The organism is Citrobacter sp. RHBSTW-00599, assembly GCF_013784065.1.
Lineage (GTDB): Bacteria > Pseudomonadota > Gammaproteobacteria > Enterobacterales > Enterobacteriaceae > Citrobacter > Citrobacter braakii.
In genome coordinates this window covers 5,078,480-5,095,540 of record NZ_CP056717.1, presented here as the reverse complement: position 1 = coordinate 5,095,540, position 17,061 = coordinate 5,078,480, and the positions used below count along the sequence as shown (strand labels likewise).

Here is a 17,061-nt window from a genome sequence, read left to right as displayed (position 1 = left end):
ATGACGGGTATTTAGTACAGCGCTTTACCGCTGCTGTCCTTCACGTTGGTCTTCCATGCAGCACGAATCTGCTCAACCACGCTGTCCGGCAGGCTGGCGTAATCCAGGTCATTAGCCTGTTTGCCGCCATTTTTGTACGCCCAATCGAAGAACTTCAGCACTTCAGCGCCCTGCTCAGGTTTCTTCTGCTCTTTATGCACCAGGATGAAGGTGGTGGAAGTGATCGGCCACGCATCGTCACCTTTCTGGTTAGTCAGATCCTGAGCGAAGGTTTTGCTCCAGTCAGCGCCTTTTGCAGCGTTGGCAAAGTTTTCTTCGGTCGGACTTACCGGTTTGCCATCAGCAGAGACCAGCTTGGTGTACGCCAGGTTGTTCTGCTTAGCGTAAGCGTACTCAACGTAGCCGATAGAACCCGGCAGACGCTGTACGAACGCAGCGATACCGTCGTTACCTTTACCGCCCAGACCGGTCGGCCAGTTAACGGTAGAGCCGGAACCAATTTTAGATTTCCACTCTTCGTTCACTTTCGCCAGGTAGCTGGTGAAAACGAAGGAAGTACCGGAACCGTCAGCACGACGCACAACGGCGATATTCTGAGAAGGCAGCTTCAGACCCGGGTTCAGTTTGGTGATGGCTTCATCATCCCACTTCTTAATTTTACCGAGGTAGATGTCGCCCAGCGTTTTACCGTCCAGCACCAGTTCGCCGGATTTCAGGCCAGGGATGTTCACCGCCAGCACCACACCACCGATAACAGTCGGGAACTGGAACAGGCCTTCTTGCGCCAGTTTCTCGTCAGACAACGGTGCGTCTGAGGCGCCGAAATCAACGGTATTGGCCGTAATTTGTTTTACACCACCGGAGGAGCCGATACCCTGGTAGTTTACTTTGCTACCGGTCTCTTTCTGATAGGTATCTGCCCATTTGGCATACACTGGCGCAGGGAAGGTTGCACCTGCACCTGTCAGGCTCGCTGCTGCAAACGCAGAAAACGCGCTCATGGATAAGGTCGCGGCGACAACAGTTGCGACAGTGGTACGCATAACTTTCATAATGTCTCCTGCACGGTTTTCGTAAATCGTTGTTTGAGTTGCTACTGTGAGCAAAATAGGACAAACAGGTGACAGTTAAATGTACGAAATATGACAGTTTTATGACAATGAAAAACTTGGGAAGTTTTTTATCTAAAAATACATTTAAAACAGAATGTTAATCACCATCATGACAATAACATTTCGCTGAAATTTTCTTTTTATGACACTGAAAACAGTAGTTGAAGATGACGGTTTGTCACATAAAACAGGCGGGATAATTGATTAAAACAGAACAAGCTAAAAAAATGCCCCGCTTGCAGCAGGGCATTTTCAGTTCAGTTAAGTGCGGATTACTCTACGGTAACCGACTTTGCCAGGTTACGCGGCTGGTCCACGTCGGTGCCTTTAATCAGCGCCACGTGATACGCCAGCAACTGCAGCGGAACGGTGTAGAAGATCGGTGCAATCACCTCTTCCACATGCGGCATCTCAATGATGTGCATGTTTTCGCTGCTGGTAAAGCCAGCATCCTGGTCCGCAAAGACGTACAACTGACCGCCACGAGCGCGAACTTCTTCAATGTTGGATTTCAGTTTTTCCAACAGTTCGTTGTTCGGTGCAACTACGATAACCGGCATATCGGCATCAATCAGCGCCAGCGGACCGTGTTTCAGTTCGCCTGCAGCATATGCTTCAGCGTGAATATAAGAGATCTCTTTCAGCTTCAGCGCGCCTTCCAGCGCAATCGGGTATTGATCGCCACGGCCCAGAAACAGCGCATGGTGTTTGTCTGAGAAACCTTCCGCCAGAGCGGCAATGCGTTTGTCCTGAGACAGCATCTGCTCAATACGGCTCGGCAGTGCCTGCAGACCGTGAACGATCTCCTGCTCAATAGACGCATCCAGGCCTTTCAGACGAGACAGTTTCGCCACCAGCATCAGCAGAACGGTCAGTTGGGTAGTAAATGCTTTCGTCGAGGCCACACCGATTTCGGTACCGGCATTGGTCATCATCGCCAGGTCGGATTCGCGCACCAGAGAAGATCCCGGTACGTTACAAATAGCCAGCGAGCCCAGATAGCCCAGCTCTTTAGATAAGCGCAGACCCGCCAGGGTATCCGCCGTTTCACCGGACTGGGAAAGGGTAATCATCAGACTGTTACGACGCACGGCGGATTTGCGATAGCGGAACTCGGAAGCGATTTCGACATCACAAGGAATACCAGCCAGCGATTCAAACCAGTAGCGGGACACCATACCGGAGTTGTAGGACGTACCGCAGGCGATAATCTGGATATGCTCAACCTGAGACAGCAACTCGTTGGCACGTGAACCCAGCTCGCTTAAATCCACTTCACCGTGACTAATGCGCCCGGTCAGCGTATTTTTAATTGCGTTCGGCTGTTCGTAGATCTCTTTCTGCATGTAGTGGCGATAAATACCTTTTTCGCCCGCGTCATACTGCAGATTCGATTCGATATCCTGACGCTTCACTTGTGCGCCAGACTTGTCGAAAATAGAGACAGAACGACGGGTCACTTCTGCGATGTCACCTTCTTCCAGGAAGATAAAGCGACGGGTTACCGGCAGCAACGCCAGCTGATCGGAAGCGATAAAGTTTTCCCCCATCCCCAGACCAATCACCAGCGGGCTACCTGAACGGGCCGCCAGCAGAGTTTCCGGGTTACGGGTATCCATGATCACCGTGCCATAGGCACCGCGCAACTGTGGAATAGTACGCAGTACGGCTTCACGCAGCGTACCACCCTGTTCCAGTTCCCAATGCACCAGGTGAGCAATCACTTCGGTGTCGGTTTCAGAAACAAAGGTGTAACCACGGGTTTTCAGTAGTTCACGCAGAGGTTCATGGTTTTCAATGATGCCGTTATGCACCACAACAATGTGTTCAGAAACATGGGGATGCGCGTTCGCTTCTGAAGGTTCACCGTGTGTCGCCCAACGGGTATGAGCGATACCTGTACCACCATGCAGCGGATGTTCTTCCGCAGCAGCAGTCAGCATCTGCACTTTACCCAGACGACGCAGACGGGTCATGTTGCCTTCAGCATCGACAACGGCCAGACCAGCAGAGTCATAACCACGATATTCCAGACGACGTAAACCTTCGAGAAGGATTTCAGCTACATCACGCTGCGCGATAGCGCCAACAATTCCACACATATTTTTTGATTCCGAATTTAGGCATTTGCCTGTCGTTGTCGCTGACCTGTATTTGCCCTTTCCGGGCGCCCCGAGCCTTGTAGAGAGTGGGGTTATTTTTATGGTACTGCTTGTTGAGCGGAGGATTATGTTATCCCCTCATCTCTTGTCTGCCTGATGGCGCTTACGCTTATCAGGCCTACAGAACGTCACCGCACGTAGGCTGCCATCCGGCAAAAATCACTTACTTCTTCTTCACCGGACGCTGCCAGCCCTGTTTATGGACCTGAGGTACACGGCTTAATACCAATTCGTTATCGGCGACATTACGCGTTACGGTAGTGCCAGCAGCGATGGTGGCACCTTTACCCACGGTGACAGGCGCCACCAACTGAGTATCAGAACCCACAAACACATCATCACCAATAATGGTTTTAAACTTATTGGCACCATCGTAGTTGCAGGTAATCGTACCCGCGCCGATATTCACATTATCGCCAATTTCCGCATCGCCCAGATAGGTCAGATGACCAGCTTTAGAACCTTTACCCAGACGCGCTTTTTTCATTTCGACGAAGTTACCCACGTGCGCGCCTTCCTGCAGCTCAGCACCCGGGCGCAGACGCGCGAATGGACCGATGGTACAAGCGGCTTCCAGATGGGCATCTTCCACCACACTGTATGGGCTAAGCTCACAACCTTCACCAATCACGCTGTTTTTGATGATACAGCCAGCACCAATCTTGACGCGATCCCCAACGGTTACGTTACCTTCAATGATAACGTTAGTATCAATTTCAACATCGCGCCCGTGAATAAGCGTACCGCGAAGATCAAAACGTGCAGGATCGCGCAGCATCACGCCCGCCAGCAGCAGTTTCTCTGCTTGCTCAGACTGATAAACACGCTCCAGACGGGATAACTGAAGACGGTTATTCACCCCTTCCGTTTCGCTAATACGTGCTGGATGTACCGCAGCAATTTCGCGTCCTTCCTGATACGCCATCGCAATGATATCGGTGATGTAGTATTCACCCTGCGCATTGTTATTGGTGAGTTTGGACAGCCAGCGCTTCATATCAGCACCATTGGCAATCAGAATACCGGTGTTGATTTCCTGGATTTGGCGCTGCTCGTCAGTTGCATCTTTATGCTCGACGATACCGGTGACGTTACCGTTCTCACGCGTAATACGCCCATAGCCGGATGGATCATCCAGTTTTACCGTTAACAGGCCGATGCCGCCCTGCGGTTTAGCATCACGCAGGCTACGTAAGGTATCGGTAGAGATCAGCGGCACATCACCATAGAGCATTAAAATGTCTTCGTCATCACCAAAGAATGGCGCTGCCTGCTGCATTGCATGGCCGGTCCCCAACTGCTCTGCCTGCAGAATCCAGTTTAGATTGCCATCTTTCAGCGTCTGCTTAAGCAAATCACCACCGTGCCCGTAGACCAGATGTACGTGAGTGGCACCTAATTCATTAGCGGCATCAATGACATGCTGAACCATCGGCTTTCCTGCGAGGGTATGCAGCACTTTAGGGAGATCGGAATACATACGCGTGCCTTTGCCTGCGGCAAGGATCACGACGCTCATAGCATTATTCAACATACACGTCCTGACTGTAATTTGAGAACGAATTTATACCGTTTCACATTGAAAATACTACATTTTTTTCATCGTGAAATGGACCGAAGATAAAACGTTCAATCGGGGAAATTTCCCCTCTGATAACTCTCTATTTTCGTCTATTTCGGCGTCTTTTGTCTCCCAAAAACCAGGAGACTGCTCTTATTAAAGCCTAGGTTAATGTTTTTGCTATTTTTTTACTGCATGAATAAAGAGTTACAAAAGAAAAGTATAATTTTATTAATATGATTCAGCGAGAAGCAGAAAAAACAGACAGGGAAAATAGAGTTTTAAAAGGGAAGAGGACAAACGATAAAGCGGAGGAGGGGGATTTAATAACAGCTGGCGCGTGCTGATAACCGTATGAAGCATCGCGCCACAGAGCAGGTCGGGAAGACTAAACTTCCATGCTGCTGAAAAGGGCGATGATTTTATTAATCAGTTTCATGTTGCTATCCTGTTTTTACCTGAGTTAATTATGTGACACACATCACAAAAAAAAAGAGTCTACGCCTCATTTTTTAACCGATCAATATTTTTGTGACACAAATCACAAAATAATAAAACAGCTTTTTAGTTCCACTTTCACTGAAACAAAACCATAAAAAAAGCCAGCCTGGCAACCAGACTGGCTTTTGTGCTTTTCAAGCCGGTGTTACATCGCTTTTTTGGTCAACTCGATAACGCGCAGTTTCGCGATCGCTTTGGCCAGTTCCGCAGATGCCTGAGCGTAATCCACGTCACCATGAGAGCTCTTAATGTGCTCTTCAGCCTTACGCTTCGCTTCCAGGGCTCTCGCTTCATCGAGATCCTGTCCGCGAATCGCGGTATCAGCCAGAACGGTCACGCTGCCAGGCTGCACTTCGAGAATGCCGCCAGACAGATAGATAAACTCTTCATGACCGAACTGTTTAACGATGCGGATCATACCAGGCTTAATGGCGGTGAGCAGCGGTGCGTGACCCGGGAAAATACCCAGTTCACCTTCACTACCCGTTACCTGGATTTTTTCGACCAGACCAGAGAACATTTGCTGCTCTGCGCTGACGACGTCCAGGTGGTAAGTCATTGCCATATCACCCTCCGATTAAGGCGTTAAAGTTTTTTGGCTTTTTCCACGGCTTCGTCGATAGAACCAACCATGTAGAACGCCTGCTCTGGCAGGTGGTCGTATTCGCCTTCCATGATACCTTTAAAGCCACGGATGGTGTCTTTCAGGGATACGTATTTACCCGGAGAACCGGTGAATACTTCCGCAACGAAGAACGGCTGGGACAGGAAGCGCTGAATTTTACGTGCGCGTGCTACCACCAGTTTGTCTTCTTCAGACAGTTCATCCATACCCAGGATGGCGATGATGTCTTTCAGTTCCTGATAACGCTGCAGCAGAGACTGTACGCCACGTGCGGTGTCGTAGTGTTCCTGACCAACAACCAGCGGATCCAGCTGACGGCTGGTGGAGTCCAGCGGGTCAACTGCCGGGTAGATACCCAGAGAGGCGATCTGACGGCTCAGTACCACGGTTGCATCTAAGTGAGCAAAGGTGGTTGCTGGGGATGGGTCAGTCAAGTCATCCGCAGGTACGTATACCGCCTGAACGGAGGTGATAGAACCGGTTTTGGTAGAGGTGATACGTTCCTGAAGAACACCCATCTCTTCCGCCAAGGTCGGCTGGTAGCCTACCGCTGATGGCATACGACCCAGCAGAGCGGATACTTCTGTACCGGCCAGGGTGTAACGATAGATGTTATCAACGAACAGCAGAACGTCACGACCTTCGTCACGGAACTTCTCAGCCATGGTCAGACCGGTCAGAGCAACGCGCAGACGGTTTCCCGGCGGCTCGTTCATCTGGCCATATACCAGGGATACTTTGTCCAGAACGTTGGAGTCGGTCATTTCGTGGTAGAAGTCGTTACCCTCACGAGTACGTTCACCCACGCCCGCAAACACGGAGTAACCGGAGTGTTCGATCGCGATGTTACGGATCAGCTCCATCATGTTTACGGTTTTACCTACACCCGCACCACCGAACAGACCAACTTTACCGCCCTTAGCGAACGGACACATCAGGTCGATAACTTTGATGCCGGTTTCCAGCAGTTCCTGAGAGCTGGACAGCTCTTCATAGGAAGGTGCCGCGCGGTGGATAGCCCAACGCTCTTCTTCACCGATATCGCCTTTCATGTCGATCGGGTGACCCAGGACGTTCATGATACGACCCAGAGTTGCTTTACCTACCGGGACTTCGATCGGGTGTTCGAGATCTTTAACTTCCAGACCACGACGCAGACCGTCGGAAGAACCCATGGCGATGGTACGTACGATACCGCCGCCGAGCTGCTGCTGAACTTCCAGCACCAGGCTCTCTTTACCATTCATAACCTCAAGAGCATCGTACACGCGCGGTACGGCATCCTGAGGGAATTCGACGTCAACCACGGCGCCGATTACCTGGACAATTTTTCCAGTAGCCATCTTGAATCCTCTACGAATTAACCTGGTTATACCGCGGATGCACCACCGACGATTTCGGTGAGTTCCTGAGTAATGCTGGCCTGACGAGCTTTGTTGTATACCAACTGCAGCTCTTTAATCAGGCTGCCGCCATTGTCGGTCGCGGCTTTCATCGCCACCATACGTGCGGCCTGCTCGCTGGCCAGGTTTTCTACCACGCCCTGATAAACCTGAGACTCGACATAACGACGCAGCAGGGTATCCAGCAGCGCTTTCGGGTCTGGCTCATACAGGTAATCCCAGGATTTACGCTTCAATTCATCATCATCTGATGCCGGCAGAGGCAGCAGTTGGGTGATGGTTGGCGTCTGAGACATGGTGTTAATAAATTTGTTGCTGACAACGTACAGTCTGTCCAGACGACCTTCATCGTAGGCCTGCAGCATCACTTTAACCGGACCGATCAGTTCGGACAGGGAAGGGTTATCCCCCATACCGGTTACCTGAGCAATCACATTACCGCCAACGGAGTTAAAGAAAGACACGCCCTTAGAGCCGATCATTGCGATATCGCACTGAACGCCTTTATCGGACCATGCTTTCATATCCGCCAGCAGCTTTTTGAACAGGTTAATGTTCAAGCCACCGCACAGACCACGGTCGGTCGACACCACCAGGTAGCCCACGCGCTTAACGTCGCGTTCTTCCAGGTAAGGGTGCTTATATTCCAGATTACCATTCGCAAGGTGACCAATCACTTTGCGCATGGTCTCTGCATAAGGACGGCTGGCCGCCATGCGATCCTGCGATTTACGCATTTTGGAAGCGGCGACCATCTCCATCGCTTTAGTGATCTTCTGCGTGTTCTGGACGCTTGCGATCTTACTACGTATCTCTTTTGCGCCGGCCATGAGCTTCTCCTCAATGCCTTGCGGTCCGCCCTAAAGCAGACCGCCAGACGTTACCAGGACTGGGTTGCCTTGAAGGAATCGAGGATAGCTTTCAGCTTACCTTCGATTTCATCGTTATAGCCACCGGACTGGTTGATCTCTTGCATCAGCGGAGCGTGGTCACGGTCAACGTAAGCCAGCAGAGCGGCTTCAAAGCTACCGATTTTCGCCAGTTCCACATCTTCGAGGTAACCGCGTTCAGCCGCAAACAGCACCACACCCTGCTGTGCTACAGACATTGGGGCATACTGTTTCTGCTTCAGCAGTTCAGTTACTTTCTGACCGTGGCTCAGCTGCTTACGAGTAGCTTCATCCAGGTCGGAAGCGAACTGAGAAAACGCTGCCAATTCACGATACTGCGCCAGTGCGGTACGAATACCACCGGACAGTTTCTTGATGATCTTGGTCTGCGCTGCGCCACCTACACGAGATACGGAGATACCCGGGTTAACTGCCGGACGAATACCGGAGTTGAACAGGTTGGTTTCCAGGAAGATCTGACCATCTGTAATGGAAATTACGTTGGTCGGAACGAACGCAGAAACGTCACCCGCCTGGGTTTCGATAATCGGCAGAGCGGTCAGGGAGCCGGTTTTACCTTTAACTTCACCATTGGTGAACTTCTCAACGTATTCCGCGTTTACGCGGGATGCGCGCTCCAGCAGACGGGAGTGGAGGTAAAATACGTCGCCCGGGAATGCTTCACGTCCTGGTGGACGACGGAGCAGCAGGGAAACCTGACGGTAAGCAACAGCCTGTTTAGACAGGTCATCGTAAACGATCAGCGCGTCTTCACCGCGGTCACGGAAGTATTCGCCCATTGCGCAACCGGCATATGGCGCCAGGTATTGCAGAGCAGCAGATTCAGACGCGGTCGCCACAACAACGATGGTGTTGGACAGTGCGCCGTGTTCTTCCAGTTTACGAACCACGTTAGAAATGGTGGACGCTTTCTGGCCGATAGCCACGTACACACATTTGATACCGGAATCACGCTGGTTGATGATGGCATCGATTGCCATCGCAGTTTTACCTGTCTGACGGTCACCGATGATCAGCTCACGCTGGCCACGACCGATTGGGATCATGGCATCAACAGATTTATAACCTGTCTGTACTGGCTGGTCGACGGACTGACGTTCGATTACGCCTGGTGCGATAACTTCGATTGGCGAGAAGCCATCGTTATCAACCGGACCTTTACCGTCAATTGGGGAACCCAGAGTGTTCACCACACGACCCAGCAGGCCACGGCCAACCGGAACTTCCAGAATACGACCCGTACACTTAACCTTCATGCCTTCGGCGAGGTCAGCGTATGGACCCATCACAACGGCACCTACGGAGTCGCGCTCCAGGTTCAGTGCGATAGCGTAACGGTTACCCGGCAGGGAAATCATCTCACCCTGCATACAATCGGCCAGGCCGTGAATGCGGATAACACCGTCACTTACAGAAACAATAGTACCTTCGTTGTGAGCTTCGCTCACAACATTGAACTGAGCAATGCGCTGCTTGATCAGTTCGCTGATTTCGGTGGAATTCAGTTGCATGCTCCAGTCCCCTTAAGACTGCAAGACGTCTGCAAGGCGCTCAAGACGGCCGCGTACGCTGCCATCAATGACCATATCACCCGCTCGGATGATTACGCCAGCCATTACAGACTTATCGATTTTGCAATTCAGCTTAACTTTGCGTGACAGACGTTTTTCCATCGCTGCACTAATCTTCGTAAGCTGTTCATCACTCAGTGCATTGGCAGAAGTGACTTCTACCTCAGAGATAGCCTCACTGGCTGCACGCAGATGAATAAACTGCTCAAGAACATCCGGGAGCGCATTCAGACGGTTATTTTCAGCCATTACCCTAATCAGGTTTTGGCCGCTTTCGTCCAGCTGCTCACCGCACACGGCGATAAACGACTCAGCGAGCGTTTCCGGCGCCAGCGCGCCAGAGAGAAGCTCTGCCATTTGTTCGTTTTTCGTCACCTCAGCGGCAAACGTCAGCATATCCTGCCAACGGTCAACGCTTTGGTGCTCAACGGCAAAGTCAAAAGCTGCTTTGGCGTAGGGGCGAGCTACCGTAATAAATTCAGACATCAGCCCCTCCCTCCTTACAGTTCAGCGACAAGTTTGTCCACGATGTCGCTATTAGCAGCTTCATCCACGGAACGTTCGATGATCTTCTCGGCGCCAGCAACAGCCAGGATAGCAACTTGCTTACGCAGCTCTTCGCGAGCACGTTTACGCTCGGCGTCAATTTCCGCCTGCGCCTGTGCCACGATTTTAGTACGTTCCTGCTCTGCTTCAGTTTTAGCTTCGTCCAGGATCTGAGCACGGCGTTTGTTCGCCTGCTCGATGATTACCTGAGCTTCCGCCTTCGCTTTTTTCAGCTGGTCGGTCGCGCTGGCCTTTGCAAGGTCAAGATCCTTATGTGCTCGTTCTGCAGAAGCAAGGCCGTCAGCAATTTCTTTTTGACGTTTTTCGATGGCAGCCATTAAAGGCGGCCATACGTACTTCATGCAGAACAGAACGAACAGGACAAACGCGATGGCCTGGCCGAGGATTGTTGCGTTAAGATTCACAGCACAATGCCTCTATCTAGTTAACGTTCTGATATTGCTCTTAATTCAAGCAACGCTTACTACGCGACAGCAAACATCACGTACAGACCCAGACCTACAGCGATCATTGGGATTGCATCCACCAGACCCATAACGATAAAGAACTGAGTACGCAGCAGAGGAATCAGATCCGGTTGACGCGCTGCGCCTTCCAGGAATTTACCCCCGAGGATGCCGATACCGATCGCAGCACCGATTGCCGCCAGACCCATCATCACAGCGGCAGCAATGTACAGCAGATCCATATTCAGGTTTTCCATGACAGTCTCCAGTTTGTTTCAGTTAAAACGTAGTAGTGTTGGTAAATTAATGCTCTTCAGATGCCATCGACAGATAGACAATCGTCAGAACCATAAATATGAAGGCTTGCAGCGTGATAATCAGTATGTGGAAAATGGCCCATGGCACATTCAGGATCCACTGTGACCACCACGGCAACAGACCAGCAATCAGAATGAAAATCAGCTCACCGGCATACATGTTGCCGAACAGTCGCAGACCAAGAGAAATTGGTTTGGACAGCAGGCTTACCCCTTCAAGGATTAAGTTGACAGGGATGAACGCCCAGTGATTGAACGGCTGCAGCGTCAACTCTTTCGCGAAGCCGCCGATGCCTTTCATTTTGATGCTGTAGAACAGAATGAGGATAAATACGCCCAGCGCCATCGACAGGGTGATGTTCACGTCAGCAGACGGAACCACACGCAGAGCCGGCAGGCCAAAGATATGCTCACCGATGTACGGCAGCAGGTCGATAGGCAGTAAATCCATCAAGTTCATCAGGAATACCCAGACGAAAATCGTCAGGGCCAGCGGAGCAATCAGCTTGCTTTTGCCATGGTACATGTCTTTCACGCTACCATGCACAAAGCCGATTACCAGCTCAATCGCGGTCTGAAATTTACCTGGTACGCCGCTGGTCGCCTTTTTAGCTACGCTACGGAACATAAGCAGGAACAACAGACCCAGAACCACCGAGAAGAAAATGGAGTCAATATTGAGCGTCCAGAAGGTGGCTGGGGGGTTGTGCGGATCCACCAGCGAGAATGTACGTAGGTCCAACTGAAGGTTATTCAGATGGTGTCCTATGTAATCCTGCGGCGTCATATTTTCTGAAGCCATGATGCCTTTACCCTTTGTTGTTAATTACAGCCGGCGCCAGTATCTGAACCACCAGCACCAAAACCCACGTAACGATCAGCGGCATGAATACCGCTTTCAAAACAGCCAACGCCACCACCAGCAAAACCAGCATAGCTAACACCTTGAAGGCTTCGCCGAAGGCGAACGTCCAGGCTACTCGGCCTTTAGCTGGTGTATGCGCCTGGTGACGCCAGGCAAATATCATAAACAACACATTAGGCAGTAACACTGCCAATCCACCGCACAATGCGGAGATGCCCCAGAAAGGGTCTTTGAGGCTAAACAGCAATCCACTTGCTATTACCGCCAGAAACTGTGTGAGCAAAAGCTTACGAGCAACGTTTCGACTCAAGAGCGACATAGACATCACGTTTTTACTCCTGCTCCCTTCGAGGTATGCCGCGTGTCGTATAAAACGTTCTTTATGGCTTAGAGTCAAGCATCAAAAAGCGGTCAAATTATACGGTGCGCCTTCGTGATTTCAAACAATAAGTAGCTAAAAAGTGAATAAATGTTTAAATATTTTTCGCTACCCCACATTTATCACTTTTAAGCAAACTGTGAACGATCATGCAAAACTGCAAATGCCGCGTAAATACTGGCGGCAAAGCGTGCACCAGATCACATATTGAACATATTCACCTTCGCATAATTTATTTACGTGGCAAATGATGCCTTTTCATCTTTTTGATATTTAAGCGTAAAAATAGCCACTATTTAAAAAACAACAGCTAACAACAAAAAAACCACGCATTGACATTTATAATAAAAAATTAACACAACGGGCGGTTCTTACGTTCTATTTTTAGCAGACTGATATTTTCACAGCTGACTTGTTTCGCTTTTAACAAAAAACGGTACGTTATAGTTATGATGCAAAACCGTAAGGCGCTAGTGAATTGTAACGACATTTAACCACACTATTCCCTATGACTTTTAACACCTGAATAGCCGTTTTTTTTCTATTTTTTTTGATAAAAATTAAATTTTGTTTGGCTTAATAACCACCAGATGACGTTCACCATCCAGTTGCGGAACGCGTAATTTTTCGACCGACTCGACGCTGAATTCTGCAGGCAACGAAGCAATTTCATCTTCAGGCAACTGCCCTTTTAGCGCATAAAAACGCCCATCCAGGCCAGGCAAATGATGGCACCAACTCACCATATCAGTAAGTGACGCGAACGCACGGCTAATAACCCCATCGAACGGCGGCTCTGAAGGGAATTCTTCAACGCGACTTTGCACAGGAGTGATGTTAGTAAGCGCAAGCTCATGCTGCACCTGACGCAAGAAACGGACGCGTTTTCCCAGACTATCCAGCAGTGTGAAATGCGCTTCTGGGCGCACGATAGAGAGAGGAATACCCGGCAGGCCCGGTCCCGTACCCACGTCGATAAAACGCTCCCCTTTCAGATACGGCGCGACGACAATACTGTCCAGAATATGGCGCACCAGCATTTCGTTGGGATCCCGTACCGACGTCAAGTTGTACGCTTTGTTCCATTTGTGCAGCATATCGACATACGCAATCAGCTGATTTTTCTGGTGATCGGTAAGAGAAATACCAGCATCAGCCAGCAGACGAGAGAGTTTGTTGAGCACGGTCGTTACCTGTTCATAATCAATTTCCCGATGCGCTATAGCTTATCGGGACTACAAATTTGTAGGGCGGGCAGGCGAAGCGCCCGCCGCCAAAATAGTGTTATCAAGCGCTGCGGCGCAGCATACCTTGTTTCTTCAGCCATACCAGCAGAATGGAAATGGCGGCAGGCGTTACGCCAGAAATACGCGATGCCTGGCCGATCGATACCGGTTTGTGATCGTTCAGCTTGGCGATAACTTCATTCGACAAGCCTGAGACCTGACGATAATCCAGCGTTGCAGGCAACAGGGTGTTCTCATTACGCTGTTGTCTTTCGATTTCTTCCTGCTGACGGGCGATATACCCTTCGTATTTCACCTGAATCTCAACCTGTTCCGCGGCCTGAGCATCGTCGAGCGCTGGTGCAAACGCAGATAAAGAGGTCAACTGAGCATAGGTCATATCCGGGCGGCGCAGAAGATCTTCACCGCTGGCTTCACGTGACAAAGGCGTAGCCAGGTGAGCATTCACTTCTGCTGCAGATTCCGCTAACGGATTTACCCAGGTTGATTTGAGACGCTGACGTTCCTGTTCGATACGCTCCAGCTTCTCGTTGAAACGAGCCCAGCGCTCGTCGTCCACCAGACCCAGTTCACGACCAATTTCGGTCAGACGCAGGTCGGCGTTATCTTCGCGCAGCATCAAACGGTATTCTGCGCGTGAGGTGAACATGCGGTACGGTTCTTTGGTGCCAAGCGTACACAGATCGTCCACCAGTACACCAAGATAAGCCTGATCGCGACGCGGTGCCCAGCCGTCTTTCTCAGCAGACAAGCGTGCGGCGTTCAGACCCGCCAACATCCCTTGCGCGGCAGCTTCTTCGTAACCGGTAGTACCGTTAATCTGGCCCGCAAAGAACAGACCCTGGATGAATTTACTTTCCAGAGTGGGTTTCAGGTCGCGCGGATCGAAGAAATCATACTCAATCGCGTAGCCAGGACGGACGATTCTGGCATTTTCCATACCCTGCATGGAGCGGACAATTTGCATCTGCACATCGAACGGCAAGCTGGTGGAGATACCATTCGGATAAATTTCGTTAGACGTGAGTCCTTCCGGTTCGAGGAAGATCTGATGCTGATTACGATCGGCAAAGCGCATCACTTTGTCTTCGATCGACGGGCAGTAGCGCGGACCGATACCTTCGATCACGCCTGCGTACATCGGGCTACGATCGAGGTTATTGCGGATCACGTCATGGGTTCTCTCATTGGTATGCGTGATGTAACACGGCATCTGACGCGGATGTTGAGAAGCATCGCCCAGGAATGAGAAGACCGGCATCGGGTTATCGCTGTTTTGCTGGCCGAGCACGCTGAAATCAATAGTGCGTGCATCGATACGCGGCGGCGTACCGGTTTTCAGGCGGCTGACGCGTAACGGCAGTTCACGCAGACGGCGTGACAGCGGGATAGACGGCGGATCGCCAGCACGGCCGCCGCTGTAGTTGTCCAGACCAATATGAATTTTGCCGTCAAGAAAAGTCCCTACGGTTAATACAACCGCTTTGGCACGGAACTTCAGTCCCATTTGGGTCACTGCACCCACAACACGATCGTTTTCAACAATCAGATCTTCAACCGCCTGTTGGAAGATCATCAGATTGGGTTGATTCTCGAGTGCGGTGCGTACAGCCTGGCGATAGAGCACACGGTCGGCCTGAGCTCGGGTAGCACGAACGGCTGGCCCTTTGCTGGCGTTTAGTATCCTAAACTGGATACCTGCATGGTCGATCGCTTTTGCCATCAACCCACCAAGCGCATCCACTTCTTTTACCAGGTGTCCCTTCCCAATACCGCCGATCGCCGGGTTGCAACTCATCTGTCCCAGTGTGTCGATATTGTGTGTCAAAAGCAGAGTCTGTTGACCCATTCGCGCCGCGGCCATTGCGGCCTCGGTGCCTGCATGACCCCCGCCAATGATGATGACGTCAAAAGGATCCTGATAAAACATGGTAATTGCCTCGCATAACGCGGTGTGAAAGTGGATTGAAGCCCGGGCCGTGGATTCTACTCAACTTTAGTCGATCGAGAAAGCCCTGGGATCCTGGGTATTAAAAAGAAGATCTTTTTATTTAGAGATCTGTTTTATTGTGATCTCTTATTAGGATCGCAACTTTCTGTGGATAAGGGCGATCCTTTGAATAAGATCAACAGGTTGTTGAGGATCATTAGCTGTGAATGATCGGTGATCCTGGCCCGTATAAGCTGGGAGCAGAATGAAGGGTTATACACAACTCAAAAACTGAACAACGGTTGTTCTTGGGATAACTACCGGTTGATCCAAGCTTTTAACCAGACTTATCCACATAAAAAAGTACGATCTTTACAAATCTCTGAGCAATGGATGCCAGGATCCCAGCCAAATTTCAGCCGGATCTTCCGGAATTTCATGTTCCAGTACGTTGATCCTGAGCGTTTCGCCGATCTGTTTTGCTCCGCAGGCTTTCAGTTCGGCTTCCAGCTTGTCGATTGCGCCGCAAAAGGTGTCATATTCACGACTGCCGATCCCGATTGCACCAAAGTGCACTTGTGAAAGGTCCGGTTTTTGCTCGCATAAGGCATCATATAAAGGCTGCAGGTTGTCAGGAATGTCTCCCGCACCGTGCGTGGAGCTAATAATCAGCCAGATCCCATCAGTCGGGACCTCTTCAAGCATTGGCCCATGCAGTATTTCGCTGGAAAAACCCGCGTCGTCCAGTTTTTCAGCCAGATGCTCTGCTACATATTCCGCACTGCCAAGCGTGCTGCCGCTGATAAGAGTGATTTCTGCCATGATCGCCCACCTTTATAAAGAGGGCGTATTGTACGCTGTGAGCGAGCTGGGATCTACCTGTGGAAAAATAGGGGATTAAAAAAAGCGATCATGGCTTGATGGTACGCATGATCGGGTTTTGCAGGACGATCAGGGTCTCCGTGGACTGAATTTCGTCAATTGTTTGGATCTTGTTGATAAGTACCTGCTGTAACGCGTCGATCGACTTGCACATCACCTTTATAAAGATGCTGTAGTGCCCGGTGGTGTAATACGCTTCGGTCACCTCATCGAGGCTTTCCAGTCTGGCCAACGCTGACGGATAGTCTTTCGCACTTTTCAGGATGATGCCGATAAAGCAGCCGACGTCATAGCCCAACTGTTTGGGACTAACATCAATCCGTGCGCCGGTAATAATCCCGGCCTGCTTCATCTTCTCTACGCGAACGTGAATTGTCCCCGGGCTAACGCCGAACTGTTTGGCCAATTCGGCATAGGCCGTTCGGGCATTTTCCATCAGGGCGTCAAGAATGCCGCGGTCCAGATTGTCGATCTGATAATTTTCCATAGGTTTTTCTTATGTAGATTAATGATTCCCTCTATTTTAGACGTTAATTTTAACGAATCAAAATCGAAGAAGGCTTTTTGTTTGTTGATTATTGA

At 50.5% G+C, this 17,061-nt stretch carries 16 protein-coding genes; all 16 read right to left on the bottom strand.

What is annotated here, in order from left to right; genetic code table 11:
* Window positions 1-11: 11 nt before the first annotated feature.
* Window positions 12-1,052, bottom strand: a complete 1,041-nt coding sequence (gene pstS, locus HV243_RS24600; protein ID WP_016155079.1) for a phosphate ABC transporter substrate-binding protein PstS — start codon at window positions 1,050-1,052, stop codon at window positions 12-14.
* Window positions 1,053-1,384: 332 nt separating this feature from the next.
* Window positions 1,385-3,214 (bottom strand): glutamine--fructose-6-phosphate transaminase (isomerizing), encoded by a 1,830-nt coding sequence (gene glmS / locus HV243_RS24595; protein WP_016155081.1) that lies wholly within the window; start codon window positions 3,212-3,214, stop codon window positions 1,385-1,387.
* Between the two features lie 223 nt (window positions 3,215-3,437).
* Window positions 3,438-4,808 (bottom strand): bifunctional UDP-N-acetylglucosamine diphosphorylase/glucosamine-1-phosphate N-acetyltransferase GlmU, encoded by a 1,371-nt coding sequence (gene glmU, locus HV243_RS24590; RefSeq protein ID WP_019077996.1) that lies wholly within the window; start codon window positions 4,806-4,808, stop codon window positions 3,438-3,440.
* Window positions 4,809-5,481: 673 nt separating this feature from the next.
* Complete coding sequence (locus tag HV243_RS24585) at window positions 5,482-5,901, bottom strand: F0F1 ATP synthase subunit epsilon (protein ID WP_003023809.1); 420 nt, start codon at window positions 5,899-5,901, stop codon at window positions 5,482-5,484.
* A 20-nt stretch (window positions 5,902-5,921) separates the two neighbouring features.
* Window positions 5,922-7,304, bottom strand: a complete 1,383-nt coding sequence (gene atpD, locus HV243_RS24580) for a F0F1 ATP synthase subunit beta (RefSeq protein ID WP_003023806.1) — start codon at window positions 7,302-7,304, stop codon at window positions 5,922-5,924.
* 26 nt (window positions 7,305-7,330) lie between these two features.
* Complete coding sequence (atpG, locus tag HV243_RS24575) at window positions 7,331-8,194, bottom strand: F0F1 ATP synthase subunit gamma (RefSeq protein ID WP_016155083.1); 864 nt, start codon at window positions 8,192-8,194, stop codon at window positions 7,331-7,333.
* 50 nt (window positions 8,195-8,244) lie between these two features.
* On the bottom strand, window positions 8,245-9,786 hold the full coding sequence (atpA, locus tag HV243_RS24570) for a F0F1 ATP synthase subunit alpha (protein ID WP_003023802.1): 1,542 nt from the start codon (window positions 9,784-9,786) through the stop codon (window positions 8,245-8,247).
* A 12-nt stretch (window positions 9,787-9,798) separates the two neighbouring features.
* Entirely contained in the window at window positions 9,799-10,332 is a 534-nt protein-coding gene (atpH, locus tag HV243_RS24565; RefSeq protein WP_006687767.1) for a F0F1 ATP synthase subunit delta, read from the bottom strand.
* 14 nt (window positions 10,333-10,346) lie between these two features.
* Complete coding sequence (atpF, locus tag HV243_RS24560) at window positions 10,347-10,817, bottom strand: F0F1 ATP synthase subunit B (RefSeq protein WP_003827022.1); 471 nt, start codon at window positions 10,815-10,817, stop codon at window positions 10,347-10,349.
* A 59-nt stretch (window positions 10,818-10,876) separates the two neighbouring features.
* On the bottom strand, window positions 10,877-11,116 hold the full coding sequence (atpE, locus tag HV243_RS24555) for a F0F1 ATP synthase subunit C (protein WP_003023794.1): 240 nt from the start codon (window positions 11,114-11,116) through the stop codon (window positions 10,877-10,879).
* A gap of 46 nt (window positions 11,117-11,162) precedes the next feature.
* Window positions 11,163-11,978, bottom strand: a complete 816-nt coding sequence (atpB, locus tag HV243_RS24550; RefSeq protein WP_003023792.1) for a F0F1 ATP synthase subunit A — start codon at window positions 11,976-11,978, stop codon at window positions 11,163-11,165.
* 7 nt (window positions 11,979-11,985) lie between these two features.
* Window positions 11,986-12,366 (bottom strand): F0F1 ATP synthase subunit I, encoded by a 381-nt coding sequence (gene atpI / locus HV243_RS24545; protein ID WP_003023790.1) that lies wholly within the window; start codon window positions 12,364-12,366, stop codon window positions 11,986-11,988.
* Between the two features lie 614 nt (window positions 12,367-12,980).
* Window positions 12,981-13,604 (bottom strand): 16S rRNA (guanine(527)-N(7))-methyltransferase RsmG, encoded by a 624-nt coding sequence (gene rsmG / locus HV243_RS24540; protein ID WP_016155084.1) that lies wholly within the window; start codon window positions 13,602-13,604, stop codon window positions 12,981-12,983.
* Between the two features lie 103 nt (window positions 13,605-13,707).
* The gene (mnmG, locus tag HV243_RS24535; protein WP_016155085.1) at window positions 13,708-15,597 is read right to left on the bottom strand and encodes a tRNA uridine-5-carboxymethylaminomethyl(34) synthesis enzyme MnmG; all 1,890 of its coding nucleotides are present in this window, start codon (window positions 15,595-15,597) and stop codon (window positions 13,708-13,710) included.
* A 372-nt stretch (window positions 15,598-15,969) separates the two neighbouring features.
* Window positions 15,970-16,419, bottom strand: coding sequence for an FMN-binding protein MioC (gene mioC / locus HV243_RS24530; RefSeq protein ID WP_016155086.1), 450 nt, complete (start codon window positions 16,417-16,419; stop codon window positions 15,970-15,972).
* 88 nt (window positions 16,420-16,507) lie between these two features.
* Window positions 16,508-16,966, bottom strand: coding sequence for a transcriptional regulator AsnC (gene asnC / locus HV243_RS24525; protein ID WP_003023780.1), 459 nt, complete (start codon window positions 16,964-16,966; stop codon window positions 16,508-16,510).
* Window positions 16,967-17,061: the final 95 nt, after the last annotated feature.